Origin of the sequence: Streptomyces sp. NEAU-sy36 (assembly GCF_013423905.1) — a bacterium.
GTDB classification, from domain to species: domain Bacteria; phylum Actinomycetota; class Actinomycetes; order Streptomycetales; family Streptomycetaceae; genus Streptomyces; species Streptomyces misionensis.
This window is the reverse complement of record NZ_CP058977.1, coordinates 5,242,013-5,261,228: the sequence shown is the minus strand read 5'-3', so window position 1 is coordinate 5,261,228 and position 19,216 is coordinate 5,242,013. Positions and strand designations below refer to the sequence as shown.

The following is a 19,216-nucleotide window of genomic DNA, read 5'->3' as shown; positions in this document are numbered from 1 at the left end:
GCACTGGGATACGGCCGGTTCGGTGTCTTGTCACGGCGTGTTTCATGCGCATACTTTTGCCCCTCCTGACGCATGCCGAAGGGACTGCGGACATGGCCATACCCGGCCGGCACCGCCGGAACCAGCCGAACAGGATCAACCGCGCCTCGCTCACGGTGACGGCGGGCGGCGCGGGCCTCGCCCTCCCGCTGATCGCCGCCGGGACAGCCGCCGGAACGCAGACCGCCGCCGGAACGCCGACCACCGCCGGGGCGGACGCCGTCGCCGGTGCGGCCGCCCACGGTGGCCTGGACGCGCCGCACGCCTCGCCGGCCGGGGACGAGCACGGCGCCGTCGCCGGGAGGGCGCTGGACGCCTCGGCGCACGACGTACGGCCGCAGCACACCCCGCAGTCCCGCGCGGGCCGCACCGAGATGTACACGGTGGTGCGCGGCGACACCCTCTCCGGCATCGCCGAGGACCGGCACGTGCCGGGCGGCTGGCGTCCGCTGTATGCCGGGAACCGCGCCACCATCGGGGCCGACCCCGACCTGATCCTGCCGGGCCAGCGGCTCACCCTGCGGCCCGCGAACGCGCTCGCCAAGGCAGCACAGAGGCGCACCAAGGCGCCCGAGTCACCCGCCACGGCACCGGAGGAACACCGCGCGGCGCCCGAGAAGACCGCCAAGCCCCGCTCGAAGAAGGAGACTTCACCTTCCGCCCGGCCGAAGGCCGACTCGAAGGCCCACCCGAAGGCCCGGTCGCAGACCCCCGCGCGGACCCACGCGCTCGTCGCCCCGGTGCACGCCTCCATCGGCACCGGGTACCGCGCCGCGGGGTCGCACTGGTCGAAGGGCTACCACACCGGCGTCGACTTCCTGGTGCCGACCGGCACCGCCGTGCACGCGGCCGCGGCCGGGCGGGTGGTGGCGGCCGGCTGGGGCGGCCCCTACGGGTACCAGGTGGTGATCCGGCACGCCGACGGGCACTACACCCAGTACGGCCATCTGTCGGCCATCGCCGTACGGGTCGGGCAGCACGTCACCGCGGGACAGCGCGTCGGCCGCTCGGGCGCCACCGGCAACGTCACCGGACCGCACCTGCACTTCGAGGTGCGCACCGGACCCGGCTTCGGCACGGACGTCGATCCGCTCGCCTACCTCCGGGACCACGGCGTCAGGATCTGACCCGCGACCGCCGCCTGCCGGGCACCGACCGCGACGGGTGCGACAGCGGCAGGGCACGGTCCCCGGGCGGCAGTGCCTCACCCGCGTCCGGCACCGCGAGGTCGGGCGCCGCCGGGACGAGCAGCTCACGCAGCGCGGGCTCCGTGAGCGGCCGGGCACCCCGGGCGGGCTCGCGCGCGCCCACCATGTCCTGTTCGGCGGTCCGCAGGTCCTGCCCGTCGGCCCGCTGGCGCGGCACCGCGCGCGGCGCCCGCTCCGCGACCGGCTCCTCGGGCGGCGTCGGGGTCCGTTCCATCCGCTCCGTCGTCAACATGATCAGCCCGCCCGCGGCCAGCACCCCGCAGCCCAGCGCGAGCAGGGTGCCGGTGGTGCCGTGCCGGAAGGTCTCGCCGAACATGAGGATGCCGACCACGGCGGCCAGCACCGGGTTGACGACGGTCAGGGTGGCCAGCGGGGCGGCCAGGCCGCCGCCGTCGTAGGAGGCCTGGGACAGCAGTACACCGGCGACGGAGAACACGCCGATCAGCACCAGCAGGAACACGGCACCGGGGCCGAACCCGTCGTCCCAGCCGACGGCGACCGACTTGGTGAACACCGAGGACATGCCGAACGCCGTGCCGGACGCCGTGGCGAGCAGCACGCTGCGCACCGCCGGGTGCCGGTGGGTGGCCCGGCCCGCGCACATCAGCGCCACCACGGCGCCGCCGGTGACCGCCCCGGCCGCCATCCGCTGGGTGGCGTCCAGGGCGTGGTCGTCGGAGGAGCCGACCAGCGAGAGCAGGCCGGCGAGCCCGACCGTGGTCATCACGGCGCCGCGCCAGGCGGTCGCGCCGGCCCGGCGGCCCACGCAGAGGGTGGCCAGCGGCAGGGCGAAGACGATGGTCAGCGCGCCGAGCGGCTGGACGATGCTCAGGGGGCCGAAGGCCAGCGCCACGACGTGCAGCAGCCCGCCGAGGCCGTTGAGCCCCAGCGCGCCCCACCAACCGGGCTGGCGCAGCGGCAGGTAGGTGCTGCCGGAGGAGGTGACCGCGACCCGTTCCTGCACGATCGCGCCGCCCGCGTAGCCGAGGGCGGACACGAGCGACAGCAGCACGGACAGCGCGAGGGCGCTCATCGGCCGCTCCCGCTCGTCGGTGGCTGCGTGCGGCGGGGGTCCTGTGCCCGGCGCTGCGTACGGTCGGCTTCCATGGTCCACACTCTGCCCGCCCGGGTTCTCCCTGTCGTCGTCCCTGAGCACGCACTGCGTCCTACTGCCGATGGAGTACGAGGGCGCGGTGATCATCCCCTGGGTGGGTTCACCCAGGGGGAGCCCGCGCGACCGGGCCGCGAACGGGCCTGGTACGAGTGTCTGTCGTGGACCTCGACCCCGAACTCGCCGCGCTCCGCCCGCTGGGCGGATTCTTCGCCCTGCGTACGACCCCCCGCACCAGGGGGAACAGCGACCCCGAGCGACTGCCGACCCTGGAGGAGGCGTACGCACCGGACCTGCCCGGGTCGGACCCGCTCGCGGTCCGCGTCCGGGCCGTCGGGGAGCGGCTGCGCACCGCCGAGGCGCGGGTCGCCGCCTCGATCGGCCAGCAGGGGCTGGCGGCGCGCCTCTGGTCGGTGGCACTCGGCTGTGCCGCGCTGTACGGCCGGCTGCCCGGTCTGCGCCCGGGTCTGCTGCGTTGGGACACCGCCGCCGCCGCACCGGACGACCTGTGGCTCACCGAGGTCCGCGAGGAGGGGCCCGGGGACGCCGCCGCGCTCGCCGACGCCGTGCTGCACGGGCATCTGGAGCCACTGGAGAAGGCGCTGAGGGACCGTTACGGCGTCGCGGCCGGCCTGCTGCGGGGCAACGCGGGCTCCGCGCTCGCCGGGGCCGCCCGGGAACTGGAGCGCTGGGCCCGCGCCCAGGGCCGTACCGACGTGCTGACCCGCACCCGCGCGCTCACCGCCGAACTCTTCGACCATCCCCTGCTGCGTCCCACCGGCACCCGCACCGCCACCGCCTTCCGCCGCCGCAGCTGCTGCCTGTACTACCGCGTCCCCGGCGGCGGCGTCTGCGGCGACTGCTGCTTCACGCGGCCCCCGAACACCCCCTAGGGACAAGGAGATACCGACCCCCGCTCGCCACCCGCCGAACGCCCCCTGGGGGCGGCGGCGCCGCGCGACCACGCTCGCTCACGGCCCGTCAAAAGACCTTTGGAAACGACGCGTTCCCCTCTTCCCCCGCGCAATGCCCGGATTCGCGCCGTTCGCCCGCCACGATGCAGGCAACGATGTCGAACCTCCGGAGGTCATCCGACATGAGAGGGACCCGGCGCACACGGCTGTGCCTGGCCTGGGCGATGGCGGTGTCCGCGCTGATCGCCGCCCCCGCCGCGGGAGCCGCCGAGCGGACCGACGGCCGCCTCACCGACCTGGTGAACCCCTTCATCGGGAGCCAGAACGAGGGCAACACCTTCCCCGGCGCCGCCGTGCCCTTCGGCATGGTGCAGCTCTCGCCGGACACCGGTCACATGACCGGCTACGACTACACACAGGGCCGTATCCGCGGCTTCTCGCTGGTCCACCTCTCGGGCGTCGGCTGCCGCATCGGCGGCGACCTGCCCGTGCTGCCCACCACCGGGGACGTCACCCGGACCGACGACGCCAAGTACGCCGCCGCGTTCTCGCACGACGACGAGACGGCGAGCCCCGGCTACTACCGGGTCGGCCTCGCCTCCGGCATCCGCGCCGAGCTGACCGCCACCGCCCGCACCGGGGTGCAGCGCTACACCTTCCCCGCGACCGGCAAGGCCAACGTCCTGCTGAACGCGGCCCAGGCGCTGCACAAGACGAGCGCCGCCAAGGTCGAGATCCTCGACGACCGCACCGTACGCACCGAGATCACCGGCCACGGCTTCTGCCGGGACACCGGCCCCTACACGGTCCACACCGTCACCCGCTTCAGCCGGCCCTTCACCGCGTACGGCACCTGGGACGGCGCCACCGTCACCGCCGGCTCGCGCACCGGACACGGCGGCGCCTACGTCCGATTCGACACCACCAGGAACCGGACGGTCGAGGCGACCACCGCGCTGTCCTACGTCGATGCCACGGGCGCGGAGCGCAATCTGCGGGCCGAGGGCGGCCGGTCCTTCGACACCGTGCGGGAACGGGCCCGCGCGCAGTGGGAGGCGCGGCTCGGCGCCGTACGCGTCCACGGCGGTGGCAGGGCGCTGCGCCGTACGTTCTACTCCTCGCTGTACCGCTCGTACCTCGCGCCCAACGTCGGCGGCGACACCGACGGCCGCTACTTCGGCTGGGACCGGCGCGTCCACAGGGCGAACGGGTTCACGTACTACCAGAACTGGTCGCTGTGGGACACCTACCGCACCCAGGCCCAGCTGCTCGCGCTGCTCGCGCCGCGCGAGGCACGGGACATGGCGCGCTCGGTGGTCGCGGTCGACGAGGACGGCGGCTGGCTGCCCAAGTGGGGCTACGGCCCGGTCGAGACGAACGTGATGAGCGGCGACCCGGTCACCCCGTTCCTGACCACCGCCTACCAGATGGGCCTGCTGAAGGGGTTCGAGGAACGGGCCTATCGCGCGCTGCGCAAGAACGCGGACGGGGTGCCGCCCGCCGCCAACCCGGGCATCGGCCGGGAGGCCAACGCCGAGTACATCGCGCACGGTTTCGCCCCGTTCGTCAAGGACCGGCCGCTGGCCAAGATGGGCGACTCGGACTACCACCACGGCGCCTCCGTCACCCTGGAGTACGCCCTCGCCGACGCCATGCTCGCCCAGATGGCCCGCGGCCTCGGTCATCACGCGGACGCGGCCCGCTACGCGGCCCGGTCCCGCAACTACCGCACCATCTTCGACCCCGGCACCGGCTTCTTCCGCGCCCGTGACGCCTCCGGCGCCTTCACCGGATCACCCGACCCGGCGCTCGGCACCGGCTTCCACGAGGGCACCGCCTGGCAGTACCAGTGGCTGGTCCCGCAGGACCTGCCCGGCATGGTCGGCCTGATCGGCGGCGAGCGCGCGGCCAACGACCGGCTCGACGCCTTCTTCGCCTACGACCGGCTGCTCGCCGACCCGGAGAAGACGGCCCGCGAGGTCTGGGTGCACGGCGACGCGTACGCCTACTACAACGCCACCGTCTACAACCCGATGAACGAGCCCGACCTCATCGCGCCCTACACCTACCTCGCCACCGGCCAGCCCTGGAAGACCACCGACGTCGTGCACGCGGCCCTGACCCTGTTCACCGACGGGCCCACCGGCATGACCGGCAACGACGACCTCGGCACCATGTCCGCCTGGAACGTGCTGTCCTCCATCGGCCTGTTCCCGATCCAGCCCGGGTACGACACCTGGGGCCTGTCCACGCCGGTCTTCGACCGCGTCGACCTCGCGCTGGACCGCCGGTACTGGCCGAGCGGCGCGCTCACCGTGACCGCGCCCGGCACCTCGGCGGCCGACCGCTACGTCCAGGGCGTGCGCGCCGACGGCGCGGCGCACGGGCGGACGTATCTGACGACGCGTGCGCTGCGTTCCCTGCGCTCGCTGGCGTTCACGGTCGGCCCGCGCCCGTCGGAGTGGGGTACGTCACCCGAGGCGGCACCACCGGTGCTGAAGTGACCTCAGCGTCTCCCCGGTCCCGCCTCCTTCCGGGGGGCGGGACTTTATCTGTTGTTAACTGTGCGTAGCTTGATCGTACTTGACCGTAATCGGTTGTCGGGGATTGACTGCTGTCCCCTCCTTCGTCGACGCGCGGAGCACGCCCGTGACTTCCGATCTGCTCGCCCCCCTCGACCTCGCCTTCTGGAACATCGAGTCCGACCGGCACCCGATGCACCTGGGTGCCCTCGGTGTCTTCGCCGCGCACTCGCCGACCGCGGGCGCCCACGCCGCCGACCTGCTCGCCACCCGTGCCGCCGCCGTCCCCGGGCTCCGGCTGCGCATCCGGGACGTGTGGCAGCCGCTCTCCTTCGGCGGCGCCACCCGCGAACCCGCCCCGGACTTCGACCCGCTCGACCACGTACGGCTGCACGCCCCGGCCGCCGACTTCCACGCGGCCGCCGGACGGCTGATGGAGCGTCCGCTGGAGCGCGGCCGGCCACCCTGGGAGGCACACGTGCTGCCCGGCGAGGACGGGGTCTCCTTCGCCGTGCTCTTCAAGTTCCACCACGCCCTCGCCGACGGGCTGCGCGCGCTGCGGCTCGCCGCGGGCATCCTCGACCCCATGGACGTGCCCGAACGGGCACCCCGCACGGCCGAGCCCGCGCCGCGCGGACCGCTGCCGGACGTGCGCAGACTGCCCGGCATGCTCCCGGGCCTGGTCCGGGGCGCCCTGTCGGACATGGGCCGGGCCGTGGACATCGGCGCCTCCCTCGCCCTGTCCACCCTGCGCATGCGCCCCGCCTCCGCGCTCGCCGCACCGGCCAGCGGCACCCGCCGTACCGCCGGGGTCGTCCTCGACATCGACGAGGTGCACCGGGTGCGCAAAACGGCCGGCGGCACCGTCAACGACGTTCTGATCGCGGTCGTCGCCGGTGCGCTGCGCCGCTGGCTCGACGAACGCGGCGACGACTGCGCGGGCGTCGCGCCGCGTGCCCTGATCCCGGTCTCCCGGCGCCGCCCGCGCACCGCGCAGCCACCCGGCAACCGGCTCTCCGGCTATCTGATACGGCTTCCCGTGGACGAGCCCGACCCGCTCGGCCGGCTCGCCGCAGTGCGCACCGCGATGGTCCGCAACAAGGACGCGGGCCCCGACCGGGGGGCCGGCGCCGTCGCGCTGCTCGCCGACCACGTGCCCGCCCTCGGCCACCGGCTCGGCGGTCCGCTGGTCGGACAGGCCGCGCGGCTGTGGTTCGACATCCTGGTGACGAGCGTGCCGCTGCCCGGGGTGGGGCTGCGGCTGGGCGGGCAGGAGCTGACCGAGGTCTACCCGCTGGCCCCGCTCGCGCCCGGCCAGTCGCTGGCGGTCGCCGTCTCCACGTACCGCGGGCGTGTGCACTACGGGCTGGTCGCCGACGCGGAGGCCGTGCCGGACCTCGACCGGTTCGCGCACGCGGTGACGGCCGAGGTGGCGGCGCTGCTGGCGGTGTGCGACCGCTGACGGAGCCCCGGGCCCCGGCCTTCGGGCCGGACCCCGGGGCTCGTACGCCGGGTCAGCCCTCGCCGTCCCCGGCGGCGGAGTACTGCTCGTCGGTGACCGGTTCCAGCCAGGTGGTGCCGTCCGTGCCGTCGGCTCCGACGACCATGGCGACGTGGGCCATGAGCGTGGTGCCGGTGGCTCCGTGCCAGTGCTCCTCACCGGCCGGGCACCTGACGACCTGACCGGCGCGGACGCGTACGACCTTGCCGTCGCGCGTACCGACCAGTCCCACGCCCTCGGTGACGTAGAGGGTCTGGCCGTTGAGGTGGGAGTGCCAGTTGGTGCGGGCGCCGGGGGTGAAGCGGACCAGGGCGGAGGCGAGGCGGGCCGGTTCGGCGGGCGTCTCGACCGGGTCGAGGTAGACGTCGCCGGTGAAGCGTTCGGCCGGGGCCTTGACGGTGACGGTGTCGGTGACGTGCTGCATGAAGGTGTCCTTGGCGGGGTCGGGGCGTGTCCACGGGGGCCGTGCGAGGAGGGGGAGAAGGGGGCAGAGAGGGGGGCAGAGAGGGGGGCAGAGAGGGGGCGAGCCCGTCGGCGGGTCAGGGCCTGAGCAGGGCCTTGACGGCGCGGCGTTCGTCCATGGCCCGGTAGCCCTCGGCGACCTGGTCCAGGGGCAGGGCCAGGTCGAAGACCTTGCCCGGCTCGATCCGGCCGGTCAGGACGCGCTCGATGAGGTCGGGCAGGTAGCGGCGCACCGGGGCCGGGCCGCCGCGCAGGCCGACGTGGGAGAAGAACAGCTCCTGGCCGTCGACGGCGACCTCGTGGGGGACACCGACGAAGCCGACGGTGCCGCCCGGCCGGGCCGACCGGAGCGCCTGCCGCATGGCCTGCGCCGTGCCCACGCACTCCAGCACGCTGTCCGCGCCGATGCCGCCGGTCAGCTCCTTGATCCGGGCGACACCCTCGTCGCCGCGCTCGGTGACGATGTCGGTGGCGCCGAACTCCCGGGCGAGCCGCTGCCGGGGCTCGTGCCGGCTCATCGCGATGATCCGCTCCGCGCCCCGCTCCCTGGCCGCGATGACCGCGCACAAGCCGACCGCGCCGTCCCCGACCACCACGGCCGTGGAGCCCGGGACGACCTCGGCGGCGTCGGCGGCCCACCAGCCGGTGCCCATGACGTCGGAGACCGCCAGCAGACCGGGCCAGAACGCCTCGTCGGGTACCTCGTCGACGGCGACCAGGGTGCCCTGCGCCTGCGGGATGCGGACGACGTCGGCCTGGCAGGTGCTCAGGAACTCGCGGTGCAGGCAGTTGGACTGGAAGCCGTTCAGGCAGTTGGCGCAGGTGTTGTCCGAGGTGGCGAACGAGCCGACGACGAACTGGCCCGGCTTCACCGACGTGACCTCGGATCCGACCTCCTCCACGAAGCCGACGTACTCGTGGCCCATCGGATGCGGGTCGCCGATCGGTTCCAGGCCCCGGTAGGGCCACAGGTCCGAGCCGCACACACAGGTGGCGGCCGTACGGATGACCGCGTCGGTCGGGTGGAGGATCCGCGGGTCGTCCAGGGTCTCGAACCGGATGTCGCCGGGGGCATGGATCACTGCTCCGCGCATGAGGGGGGTTCCTTTGCGTGCTGGGGCCATGTGCCGGGGCGCGTACCGGCCGCGTCCCGGACCGGTACGGCGCCACGTCTTCCAGGTAACCGGCTCCCGGCGCCCGCAGCGAGTCACCGCCGAGGGGCGTACCGGCAGTACATCCCTTCGGGCGCGCGCGGGACGTACGGTCGAGAGGTGGACAACCGTGAAGAGGTCCGCGAGTTCCTCACCTCGCGGCGGGCGAAGATCACCCCGGAGCAGGCGGGACTGCCCTCGGGCAGCCGGCGGCGCGTGCCCGGCCTGCGCCGCAGCGAGGTCGCGGCGCTCGCGGACATGAGCGTCGAGTACTACGCCAAGCTGGAGCGGGGCAGCCTCGCCGGTGTCTCCCCGGCCGTCCTCGAAGCCGTCGCCCGCGCCCTGCGGCTCGACGACGCCGAGCGGGCCCACCTGCTGAACCTGGCCCGGGCCGCCGACGGCTCCGACGCCCTCACCCGCCCCCGGCGCCGCGCCGCCCGGCAGTGGACACCGCACCGCAGCCTGCGGTGGACGCTGGACGCGATCACCGCCGGGCCCGCCTTCGTGCGCAACGGCCGGATGGACATCCTCGCCGCCAACCAGCTCGCCCGCGCCTTCTACGACGACGTGTACGCCACGCCCGGCAACCGGACGAACCTGGCCCGCTTCAACTTTCTCGATCCCGCGTCGCGCCGCTTCTACCCCGACTGGGACCTCGCCGCCGACATCGCCGTCGCCATCCTGCGTACCGAGGCGGGCCGCGATCCGCACGACCGGGAGCTGCACGACCTCGTCGGGGAACTCTCCACCCGCAGTGACGAGTTCCGCACCCGCTGGGGCGCCCACGACGTCCGCCACCACGGCACCGGGACCAAACGCTTCCACCACCCGGCGGTCGGCGACCTCACCCTCGCCTACGAGGGCCTTGAGATGGCCGCCGAGCCCGGCCTCACCCTCACCGTCTACACCGCCGAACCCGGCTCGCCCTCCGAGGAGGGCCTGCGCCTGCTCGCCTCCTGGGCCGCCACCCGGGAAGCCGCCGCCGAACCGTCCCCCGCCGGCTGAGCGCGCGGGGCGAAATCCGTGCGTGATCCGCACCGGTTTTGGTTCCGGGCCCGGCGCTCCGTAAAATTTCGTCGTTCGAATGCGGGCGCGAGTCGGAGCGCTGCGCGGATCAGGGAAACGGCAGCGCGATGACGGTGACAGAAGACGGCTCCATGGCCACGGACTCCATGGCCACGGACGAGGTCGTCCACGGCCCGGGCATCGACCCGGAGCGCCTGGCCGTCTGCCTCGGCGTGCTGGAGGAACTGGACCGGCTCGACGTGGACCACCCCGACGCGATCCTCGTGCGCCGGGCCACCTCGCACATCTACCGCACGGTCAAGCAGCGCCGCCGGCAGGAGCGGCGGGCCGCCAAGACCGCCCACGACCGGGCCGTCACCGAGGCCACGGCCACCGGCTCCGCCGAGCGCATCGACGACGAGACCGAGGGCATCCTGCCCTCCTCGAAGGTCGAGCCCGGCCGCATCGCGGGGATACTCCAGCGCCCGCGCTCCTGCTACACCTGCAAGACCCGCTACGTCGAGGTCGACTACTTCTACCACCAGCTCTGTCCGAAGTGCGCCGACCTGAACCGGGCGAAGCGGGACGCCCGCGCCGACCTCACCGGCAAGCGCGCCCTGCTCACCGGCGGCCGGGCCAAGATCGGCATGTACATCGCGCTGCGGCTGCTGCGCGACGGCGCGCACACGACGATCACCACCCGGTTCCCCAAGGACGCCATCCGCCGGTTCAAGGCGATGGAGGACTCCGCGGACTGGCTGCACCGCCTGGAGGTCGTCGGCATCGACCTGCGCGACCCGGCACAGGCGGTCGCCCTGGCCGAGCAGGTCGCCGGGGCGGGCCCGCTCGACATCCTGATCAACAACGCGACGCAGACCGTGCGCCGCCTGCCCTCGGCGTACGCAGCCCTGGTCGACGGCGAGAGCGCCCCGCTGCCCGCCGGGGAACTCCCCGCGCACCACGTCATCGGCGCCTTCAACTCGGGAGCCGTGGACGGCATCGCCGCGCTGCCCGTCGGCACCAGTGGCCTGGAGGCGCAGCAGGTCGCCGACCTGGCGCTCGTCGCGGGCAACGCCAGCGTCGCCCGGCACCTGGACGGCACGGCCATCGACGCGGGCGGCCTGGTGCCGGACGTCGTGGACACCAACACCTGGGTGCAGAGCATCGAGCAGATCTCCCCGGTGGAGCTGCTGGAGACGCAGCTGTGCAACTACACGGCGCCCTTCATCCTGATCAGCAAGCTGCGCCCGGCCATGGCCGAGGCCGCCCGGAAGGCGGCGCGGGGACGGTCGTACGTCGTCAACGTCTCCGCGATGGAGGGGGTGTTCAGCCGCGGCTACAAGGGCGCGGGGCACCCGAACACCAATGCCGCGAAGGCGGCCATGAACATGGTCACGCGGACCAGCGCGCAGGAGATGTTCGACACCGACGGCATCCTGATGACGTCCGTCGACACCGGCTGGATCACCGACGAGCGCCCGCACTACGACAAGCTGCGCCTGGCCGAGGCCGGCTTCCACGCGCCCCTCGACCTGGTCGACGGCGCGGCCCGCGTCTACGACCCGATCGTGCGCGGCGAGGAGGGCGAGGACGTGTACGGCGTCTTCCTGAAGGACTACGCGCCCGGCAAGTGGTGACGGGTCACTGAGCCCCGGGGGCTCCGGGCGGTCCCTCCACGGGGTCGAGGCGGCGGTTGCGGGCCGCGACCAGCTCCAGCACCGTGCGCCAGTCCTCCAGCACCCCCGCGTCGAAGCCCCCGGTGCGGCCCTCCTCGGCGGCCTGGCGCAGCCGCTGGACGTCGTCGGCGAGGGCGCCGTCCCCGCGCACCAGCCGGAACACCCGCTCCCCGAGCAGCGGCCGCACCGCCGCCGCGGCGCTGCGGGCCCGGCCTGCCTCGTCGCCCGGGGACAGGACCGGGCCGATTCCCTGGACCAGCCCCGCGACTTGGAGTTCCTTGTCGGCGGGGCGGCTGCGGCGCAGCAGCGCGGCGGTCCGCAGCGCGTGCTGGCACCGGCCCGCGTACAGCAGGTCCATCAGCTCCTCGACGCTGCGCAGCTCCATGCGTCAGTCCTTCCGCGAGACAGCCGTTCGGGCGCCAGCAGACCATGGTGAGCTTGCGGCCGGGCCAACGACACTTGAACGACGCCGACTGGGCCGAACGGGTGAAGTACGACCCTGATTCGGCGAGGCGATTTGTTATGAATAGCTGCATATTGAGGGGTATTCGTCACGCATCGCGGCTCGATAGTTACCCCTTGTTTGCACTCCCTATCGAGCGGAGGCCCGCTCATTTGGTTAATCTGGAGTGGACGGGCAGCAAAAAGGGTCCCACCCACACCCACGTCCGTCCTGGGGGGCGAGCCGGAGCGCATCGGCCTGCTCCGACCAGAGGTACCCGGCGCCACCGCGCCCGAACTGGCCTTTCATCCAGACCCGAGCGGGCGGTGAGCACCGGAACACAGCGGTCCGGTACGCCCCCGAGGGGACCCGACACACAAGGAGTGCGCGGTGACACCGGAGAAGACGAATCGCGAGCAGCGCCCCGAAGAAGCGGAGCGCCCGGGCCGGCGGCCCGGAGAACTCGGCAGCCTCGACGTGTGGGCCCGGTCCGCCCCCATCCGCCTCGCGGGCTACGAGGACGACCTCGCCGAGCCGCATATCCTGCCCAGCGTGGACTGACCCGTCCCGATCGCCGCAGCGCACGGGCGTGACGTGCGAGACTCACGCCCATGCAGATCAGAGACGCCGTGCCCGAGGACTGGCCGCGGATCTGGCCCTTCTGGCACCGGATCGTGGCCGCCGCCGAGACCTACGCCTGGGACCCCGGCACCGAGGAGCCGGCGGCCCGGGCCCTGTGGATGAGCCCGGCCAAACGGGTCTACGTCGCCGAGGACCTGGCGGGGACCGTGACCGGCTCCGCCTACCTCACCGCGAACTACGGCGGCCCGGCCGCCCGTGTCGCCAACGCCGGCTTCATGGTCGACCCCGACCACACCGGCCGGGGCATCGGCCGCGCCCTCGCGGTCCACGTCCTCGACGAGGCCCGCGCCCACGGCTACCGGGCCATGGTGTTCAACGCGGTCGTCGAGACCAACCCCGCGGTCTCCCTGTGGACCTCCCTCGGCTTCACCGTCGTCGGCACGATCCCGCAGGCCTTCGACCACCCCCGGCACGGCCTGGTCGGCCTGCACGTCATGCACAAGTCGCTCGTCTGAGCCTCGACCGCCTCCACCGGCGCCCGGTCGAACGGGGGGCGGGTCCGCTCAGTCGCCCAGCGGCGCCGTGCGCCGCCACGGCAGCGACGACTCCAGTTCCCGCGCCAGCTCCAGCAAGGCGGCCTCCGTGCCGGGGCGGCCCACGAGCTGGACGGCGCAGGGGGCGCCCGAGGGGAGGGCGGAGAGCGGGACGGACATGGCCGGCCAGCCGGTGAGGTTCCAGGGCGGGGTGAACGGGGAGTAGGCGCTGTTCGCGACGACGTTGCGCAGCCAGCCCCGTTCGTGCCAAGGGCCGGCGGCGGGGGAGCGGCGGGCCAGGGCCGGGGTGAGCAGCACGTCGTGTGCGGTGAGGAAGGGCAGCAGCCGGGCGCGCAGGCGCTCGCGTTCGGCGCCCGTGCGCACCGCGCGGACGAAGCGCCTCCCCACCGCCGCGTGCGCCCGGGTGCGCCGGGCGAGCCGGGCCGGGTCCAGGCCCTCCGCGTCCACCGCCGTGCCCGCCGTCCAGTGCCGCAGCGCGGTCAGGCCCATCGTCGCGGGGTACGGCGGCTCCGCGCGGCGCACTCGGTGGCCGGCCCGCGCCAGCGCCCCGGCCGCCTGTCGCACCGCGTCCGCGTAGGGGCGGCTCGGTCCCGGGCCGCGCAGCGGGTTGCGCAGGGACACGGCGATCGTCCGCCGCGCCGGCTGCGCCGCGGCGGGGAACTCCGTGCCCGCGAGCACGCCCAGCATCAGCCGCAGGTCCTCGACCGTGGTGGCCAGCGGGCCGTTCTCCGACATGCCGAACCAGTCACCGTTGCCGATCCCCGCGGGCACCACCCCGAGCCCCGGCTTCAGCGTCACCAGCCCGCAGTTCGCCGCCGGGATGCGCAGCGACCCCATGCCGTCGTTGCCGAGCGCGATCGGCACGAACCCGGCGGCCACGGCGGCGGCGCTGCCCCCGGAGGAGCCGCCCGCGCTGCGCGTGGTGTCCCAGGGGTTGCGCGAGGTGCCGAACACGCCCTCCGTCGTACCGAAGACGCACAGCTCGGGGACGTTGGTCAGGCCCACGACCACCGCGCCCGCCGCCCGCAGCCGGGCCACCGTGACATGGTCCTCGTCCGCCGGGACGTCCGGGGTCGCTGCCGAGCCGGCGCGGTGGGACTCGCCGCGCACCGCCACGTTGTCCTTCACCGCGACCGGCACGCCCGCGAGCGGCAGTCCGGCAAGGTCGGCGCGGGAAGCCACCTCGTCCGCCTCGGCGAGCGCCGCCGTCCCGCGCACCGTACGGAACGCCCCGATCCGCCCGTCGTGCCGCTCGATCCGCGCCAGGTGCTCCGCCACCACCTCCCGGGGCGTCACCCGCTTCTCCCGCACGGCGGCGGCGATCTCGGCGGCGCTCCGCCCGGCCCAGTTCCCCACGGCACTCCTCGTTCAGTCTTCGGCTACTCGCCGGTACGCGACAGGACGCAGGGAGAACTGTGCCCCGTCGAAGCCGGTACGTCGAGGGTCCGGCGGCCCTCGCGAGGGAATGCGTTCCTCAGCGAGTCCGACCCGTGCCGCCCGGAACCCAGCAGGGAGCATCCCGCATGCATGACGACCGCACTCTGGTGGAGGACCGCCTCCGCCGCGTCCTGGACGAGCGCGTCCGCCCAGCCGTGTACCCCGAGTCCGTCCCGCTCCAGGTCGCGGTGTGGCACGCGCCCGGCGAGCCCGTGCCGGTCGCCGAGGGGCTGGCCGCCGAGCCGGAGCCGATCGAGGTGGGCGCCCGGTGGGGTGCTCCGTGGGGCACCAGCTGGTTCCGCGTGACCGGGACCGTGCCGATGGAGTGGGCCGGGCGGACCGTGGAGGCGCTGCTCGACCTCGGCTTCGACGAGCGCCTGCCCGGCTTCCAGTGCGAGGGCCTGGTGTACCGGCCCGACGGCACTCCGGTGAAGGGCCTCAACCCGCGCAACCAGTGGGTGCGCGTCGGCGCGCCCGTCGTCGGCGGCGAGGAGGTGCGGCTGCACATCGAGGCCGCCTCCAACCCGGTACTCGTCGGCTTCGGTCCCACTCCCCTGGGCGAGAGGGAGACCGCGGGCGGCGAGCCTCAGTACATCCTGACCCGTATGGATCTCGCGGTCTTCGACGAGACCGTGTGGCAGCTGGTGATCGACCTGGAGGTGCTCGGCGAGCTGATGGCCGAGCTGCCCGCCGACTCCGCGCGCCGGTACGACATCCTGCGCGCCGTCGAGCGCGCCCTGGACGCCCTCGACCTCCAGGACGTCAACGGCACGGCGCCCGGCGCCCGCGAGCGGCTGACCGGTGTCCTCGCCTCCCCCGCCGTGCCCTCCGCGCACCGGATCAGCGCCGTCGGGCACGCCCATATCGACTCGGCGTGGCTGTGGCCGCTGCGCGAGACGGTGCGCAAGGTGGCCCGGACGGCGTCCAACATGACGGCACTGATCGAGGACGAGCCCGAGTTCGTGTTCGCCATGTCCCAGGCGCAGCAGTGGGCGTGGATCAGGGAGCACCGGCCCGAGGTGTGGGCGCGGGTGCGCGAGGCTGTGGCCAGGGGACGGTTCGTGCCGGCCGGGGGGATGTGGGTGGAGTCGGACACCAACATGCCGGGCTCGGAGGCGATGGCCCGCCAGTTCGTGCACGGAAAGCGGTTCTTCCTCGACGAGTTCGGCATCGAGAACGAGGAGGTGTGGCTGCCCGACACCTTCGGCTTCGCCGCGGGCCTGCCGCAGATCATCCGGGCGGCCGGCGCCAAGTGGCTGCTGACGCAGAAGATCTCCTGGTCGAGGACGAACGCGTTTCCGCACCACACCTTCCGTTGGGAGGGCATCGACGGCACCCGGATCTTCACGCACTTCCCGCCGGTCGACACCTACAACTGCTCCATGCGGGGAGCCGAACTCGCGCACGCCGCACGCAATTTCAGGGAGAAGGGGCGCGCCCGGCACTCGCTGGCGCCTACCGGCTGGGGCGACGGGGGCGGCGGTACCACCCGCGAGATGGTGGCCAAGGCCGCCCGGTTGCGTGACCTGGAGGGCTCGCCCACCGTCGTTTGGGAGAGCCCGCGGGCCTTCTTCGAGAAGGCCGAGGCCGAGTACCCCGAGCCGCCCGTCTGGGTCGGCGAGTTGTACCTGGAGCTGCACCGGGCCACCCTCACCAGCCAGGCCCAGACCAAGCAGGGCAACCGGCGCAGCGAACACCTGCTGCGCGAGGCGGAGCTGTGGGCGGCGACGGCGGCCGTGCGCACCGGTTTCCCCTATCCGTACGAGGAGTTGGACCGGCTGTGGAAGACGGTGCTGCTGCACCAGTTCCACGACATCCTGCCCGGCTCGTCCATCGCCTGGGTGCACCGCGAGGCACGGGCGGCCTACCGGCGCGTCGCCGGGGAACTGAACGGGATCATCGAGGCCGCCCAGCGGGCGCTGGCGGGGGAGGGGGACCGGGAACTGGTCTTCAACTCCGCGCCGCACGAACGCGCCGGGGTGCCGGCTGGGGGCGCGGGCGCACCGCGGTACCCGGTGGCGGGCACGACGCTGTCGCCCGGGGCGGAGGGCGGGTACGTCCTCGGCAACGGGCTGCTCCGCGTCGAGACCGACGCCCGCGGCCTCGTCGTCTCCGCCCGCGACCTCGCCGCCGACCGCGAGGCCGTCGCCCCCGGCGAGGTGGCGAACCTCCTCCAACTCCACCCGGATTTCCCGAACATGTGGGACGCCTGGGACGTGGACGAGTTCTACCGCAACACCGTCACCGACCTCACCGACGCCGAGTCGGTCACGCCCGGCGAGGACGGCGCGTCGGTGCGGATCGTCCGCTCCTTCGGTTCCTCCCGCGTCACCCAGGTGCTGTCGCTGCCGCCGGGGGAACGGCGGCTGGTCGTGGACACCGAGGTCGACTGGCACGAGACGGAGAAGTTCCTCAAGCTGGCCTTCCCGCTGGACGTGCACGCCGAACGGTACGCGTCCGAGACCCAGTTCGGGCACGTCTTCCGGCCCACCCACACCAACACCTCCTGGGAGGCGGCCAAGTTCGAGGCGTGCAACCACCGCTTCGTCCACCTGGAGGAGCCCGGCTGGGGCGTGGCGATCGTCAACGACTCGACGTACGGCCACGACGTGACCCGCACCGTGCGCACCGACGGCGACCGCGGCACCACCACGACGGTCCGCGTCTCCCTGCTGCGCGCCCCCCGCTTCCCCGACCCCGAGACCGACCAGGGCGTCCACCGCTTCCGCCACGTTCTCGTGCCGGGCGCGGACATCGGCGACGCGGTACGCGAGGGCTGGCGGATCAACCTGCCCGAGCGGCGCACGACCGGCGCCCGGGAGGTCGCGCCACTCGTGTCGGTGGACTCGGACGCGGTCGTGATCACGGCGGTCAAGCTCGCCGACGACGGCAGCGGCGACGTGGTGGTCCGCTTCCACGAGGCCCACGGCGCACGCGCCCGGGCCACCTTGGAGACGGGCTTCGCGTTCACCGCCCTCACCGTCACCGACCTGCTGGAACGCCCGCTCGCCGACGTGCCGCGACCGGACCGCGAGGGCGAGCGGATCACCGTACGGCTGCGCCCCTTCGAGCTGATGACCCTGCGGCTGCGCAGGCGCGTCGGCGTGTGATCAAGACCCTCGCTCCGCCCCGGCCAGCCGGGTCGGCGGCAGGTACTCGCGCACGTACGTCCGCTCCCAGCACGCGCCCGTCTCCCGCAACTCCCGCCAGGTGGTGTAGCGGTAGCGGAAGAGCCGGGCGCGGACGAAGCGGGGCGGGGTACCGGGCGGGAAGGGGGAGCGGCGCAGCAGTCGCAGCGTCGCCCGGTCGTTCTCAAGGAGCCGCTCCACCAGGCCGCCGAACCAGTCGCCGGCGTACGCCGGCGACAGCGCCGCGAACCACATCAGCCAGTCCAGGCGCAGATGGTACGGGGCGAACTGGCGCGGCCAGTGCCGCAGCCGGCCCGGCTTGCCCTTGAACTCGTACTCCCGCCAGTCCGAGTCCGCCCGCGCCACCTCGTCCAGCGTGCCCTCGACCACCACCTCGTAGCGCACCCGGCTGACGCTGCCGAACGCGCCGTAGGTGTTGACCAGGTGGAGCGGGTCGAAGGAGCGGTTCATCACCTGGCGCCGGGAGACCATGTTCACCACCGGGCGGTAGCTGAGGAACAGCAGCAGCGCGGCGAGCGCGAGCACCACGACCTCGTACCACAGGGGCGCCGCGGGCACCGGGGGCGCCGTCGCCGGGAGCCGCAGCGCGGACACCGCGAGCACGATGGTGATCCAGTTCAGCCAGGAGAAGTTGCCCGACAGGACCAGCCACAGCTGGGTGACGATCATCAGCGCGGCGGCGGCCGAGGCGATCGGCTGGGGGGTGAACAGGAGGAAGGGCACCACGAGTTGGGTGACGTGGTTGGCGGCCACCTCCACCCGGTGCAACGGCTTGGGCAGATGGTGGAAGAACCAGCTCAGCGGTCCCGGCATCGGCTGTGTCTCGTGGTGGTAGTACAGGCAGGTCAGCTTGCGCCAGCACGCGTCGCCGCGCAGCTTGATCAGTCCGGCGCCGAACTCGACCCGGAACAGGATCCAGCGCAGCAGGAACAGCACCACCACCGGCGGCGCCACCTCGTCGTTGCCGAGGAACGCGGCCAGGAAGCCGGTTTCGAGCAGCAGCGACTCCCAGCCGAACGCGTACCAGGTCTGCCCCACGTTCACGATCGACAGGTACAGCGCCCACGGCACCAGCCACAGCACGATGCCCGCCCACAGCGGCAGCAGCGAGTCCGCCCCCGCGAGCAGCGCCGCCGACACCGCGCAGCCCGCCCACGCCACGGCCGCGAAGAACCGGTCGGAGTAGTGCAGCTGGAACAGGCTCGGCGCCCGCCGGAAGGGAATCCGCGCCACGTAACGGGGGACCGGCAGCATGCCCCGCTCGCCCAGCAGCGCCCGGAACTGGAGGGCGGCCGTCAGGAACGCCACGAGGTACACGGCGGCCAGGGCCCTCTGCAGAACCAGTCGGCTCAGCCAGTAGTCGGGTGCGGTGAACCAGTCCACGGCCGCCTCGTCTCCCTCGCGCCGATCCCCTCGAGTTGCCAGCCAAAAGGATGCAATGCAAACAATAGGGGTAATTCACC

General features: G+C 73.6%; 15 protein-coding genes. 9 read left to right on the top strand and 6 right to left on the bottom strand.

Annotated elements, in window-relative coordinates:
• Window positions 1-92 precede the first annotated feature (92 nt).
• Window positions 93-1,166: a M23 family metallopeptidase gene (locus HZZ00_RS23200; RefSeq protein ID WP_180328261.1), complete on the top strand. Its 1,074-nt coding sequence runs from the start codon at window positions 93-95 to the stop codon at window positions 1,164-1,166.
• Here HZZ00_RS23200 and HZZ00_RS23195 read toward each other — a convergent pair.
• Window positions 1,156-2,280, bottom strand: a complete 1,125-nt coding sequence (locus tag HZZ00_RS23195; RefSeq protein ID WP_180328260.1) for a DMT family transporter — start codon at window positions 2,278-2,280, stop codon at window positions 1,156-1,158. The two genes, HZZ00_RS23200 and HZZ00_RS23195, sit on opposite strands and share 11 nt — an antisense overlap.
• 239 nt (window positions 2,281-2,519) lie before the next feature.
• Here HZZ00_RS23195 and HZZ00_RS23190 point away from each other — a divergent pair, with 239 nt between their 5' ends.
• From HZZ00_RS23190 to HZZ00_RS23180, 3 genes are all read left to right on the top strand, one after another.
• Entirely contained in the window at window positions 2,520-3,251 is a 732-nt protein-coding gene (locus tag HZZ00_RS23190; RefSeq protein ID WP_180328259.1) for a (2Fe-2S)-binding protein, read from the top strand.
• A gap of 203 nt (window positions 3,252-3,454) precedes the next feature.
• A complete protein-coding gene (locus HZZ00_RS23185) occupies window positions 3,455-5,776 on the top strand; it encodes a GH92 family glycosyl hydrolase (RefSeq protein WP_180328258.1) in 2,322 nt (773 codons plus the stop codon).
• A gap of 145 nt (window positions 5,777-5,921) precedes the next feature.
• Window positions 5,922-7,256, top strand: coding sequence for a wax ester/triacylglycerol synthase family O-acyltransferase (locus HZZ00_RS23180; protein WP_180328257.1), 1,335 nt, complete (start codon window positions 5,922-5,924; stop codon window positions 7,254-7,256).
• A gap of 52 nt (window positions 7,257-7,308) precedes the next feature.
• Here HZZ00_RS23180 and HZZ00_RS23175 read toward each other — a convergent pair whose 3' ends face one another.
• Together HZZ00_RS23175 and HZZ00_RS23170 are read right to left on the bottom strand one after the other, a co-directional pair.
• Entirely contained in the window at window positions 7,309-7,719 is a 411-nt protein-coding gene (locus HZZ00_RS23175) for a cupin domain-containing protein (RefSeq protein WP_070026132.1), read from the bottom strand.
• Between the two features lie 115 nt (window positions 7,720-7,834).
• A complete protein-coding gene (locus HZZ00_RS23170) occupies window positions 7,835-8,851 on the bottom strand; it encodes a zinc-dependent alcohol dehydrogenase family protein (RefSeq protein ID WP_180328256.1) in 1,017 nt (338 codons plus the stop codon).
• Between the two features lie 177 nt (window positions 8,852-9,028).
• Here HZZ00_RS23170 and HZZ00_RS23165 point away from each other — a divergent pair, with 177 nt between their 5' ends.
• The gene (locus HZZ00_RS23165) at window positions 9,029-9,913 is read left to right on the top strand and encodes a helix-turn-helix transcriptional regulator (RefSeq protein WP_180328255.1); all 885 of its coding nucleotides are present in this window, start codon (window positions 9,029-9,031) and stop codon (window positions 9,911-9,913) included.
• Between the two features lie 128 nt (window positions 9,914-10,041).
• A complete protein-coding gene (locus HZZ00_RS23160) occupies window positions 10,042-11,550 on the top strand; it encodes an SDR family NAD(P)-dependent oxidoreductase (protein ID WP_180328254.1) in 1,509 nt (502 codons plus the stop codon).
• Between the two features lie 4 nt (window positions 11,551-11,554).
• Here HZZ00_RS23160 and HZZ00_RS23155 read toward each other — a convergent pair whose 3' ends face one another.
• Entirely contained in the window at window positions 11,555-11,974 is a 420-nt protein-coding gene (locus tag HZZ00_RS23155; RefSeq protein ID WP_180328253.1) for a hypothetical protein, read from the bottom strand.
• A 447-nt stretch (window positions 11,975-12,421) separates the two neighbouring features.
• Between HZZ00_RS23155 and HZZ00_RS23150 the strand changes: the two genes are divergently transcribed.
• On the top strand, window positions 12,422-12,592 hold the full coding sequence (locus HZZ00_RS23150; protein ID WP_107409229.1) for a hypothetical protein: 171 nt from the start codon (window positions 12,422-12,424) through the stop codon (window positions 12,590-12,592).
• Between the two features lie 50 nt (window positions 12,593-12,642).
• Window positions 12,643-13,128: a GNAT family N-acetyltransferase gene (locus HZZ00_RS23145; RefSeq protein ID WP_180328252.1), complete on the top strand. Its 486-nt coding sequence runs from the start codon at window positions 12,643-12,645 to the stop codon at window positions 13,126-13,128.
• A gap of 48 nt (window positions 13,129-13,176) precedes the next feature.
• Here HZZ00_RS23145 and HZZ00_RS23140 read toward each other — a convergent pair whose 3' ends face one another.
• Window positions 13,177-14,523 (bottom strand): amidase, encoded by a 1,347-nt coding sequence (locus HZZ00_RS23140; protein ID WP_180328251.1) that lies wholly within the window; start codon window positions 14,521-14,523, stop codon window positions 13,177-13,179.
• Between the two features lie 167 nt (window positions 14,524-14,690).
• Here HZZ00_RS23140 and HZZ00_RS23135 point away from each other — a divergent pair, with 167 nt between their 5' ends.
• On the top strand, window positions 14,691-17,714 hold the full coding sequence (locus tag HZZ00_RS23135) for a glycoside hydrolase family 38 C-terminal domain-containing protein (RefSeq protein WP_180328250.1): 3,024 nt from the start codon (window positions 14,691-14,693) through the stop codon (window positions 17,712-17,714).
• Here HZZ00_RS23135 and HZZ00_RS23130 read toward each other — a convergent pair whose 3' ends face one another.
• The gene (locus HZZ00_RS23130; protein ID WP_180328249.1) at window positions 17,715-19,136 is read right to left on the bottom strand and encodes a lipase maturation factor family protein; all 1,422 of its coding nucleotides are present in this window, start codon (window positions 19,134-19,136) and stop codon (window positions 17,715-17,717) included.
• Window positions 19,137-19,216 lie beyond the last annotated feature (80 nt).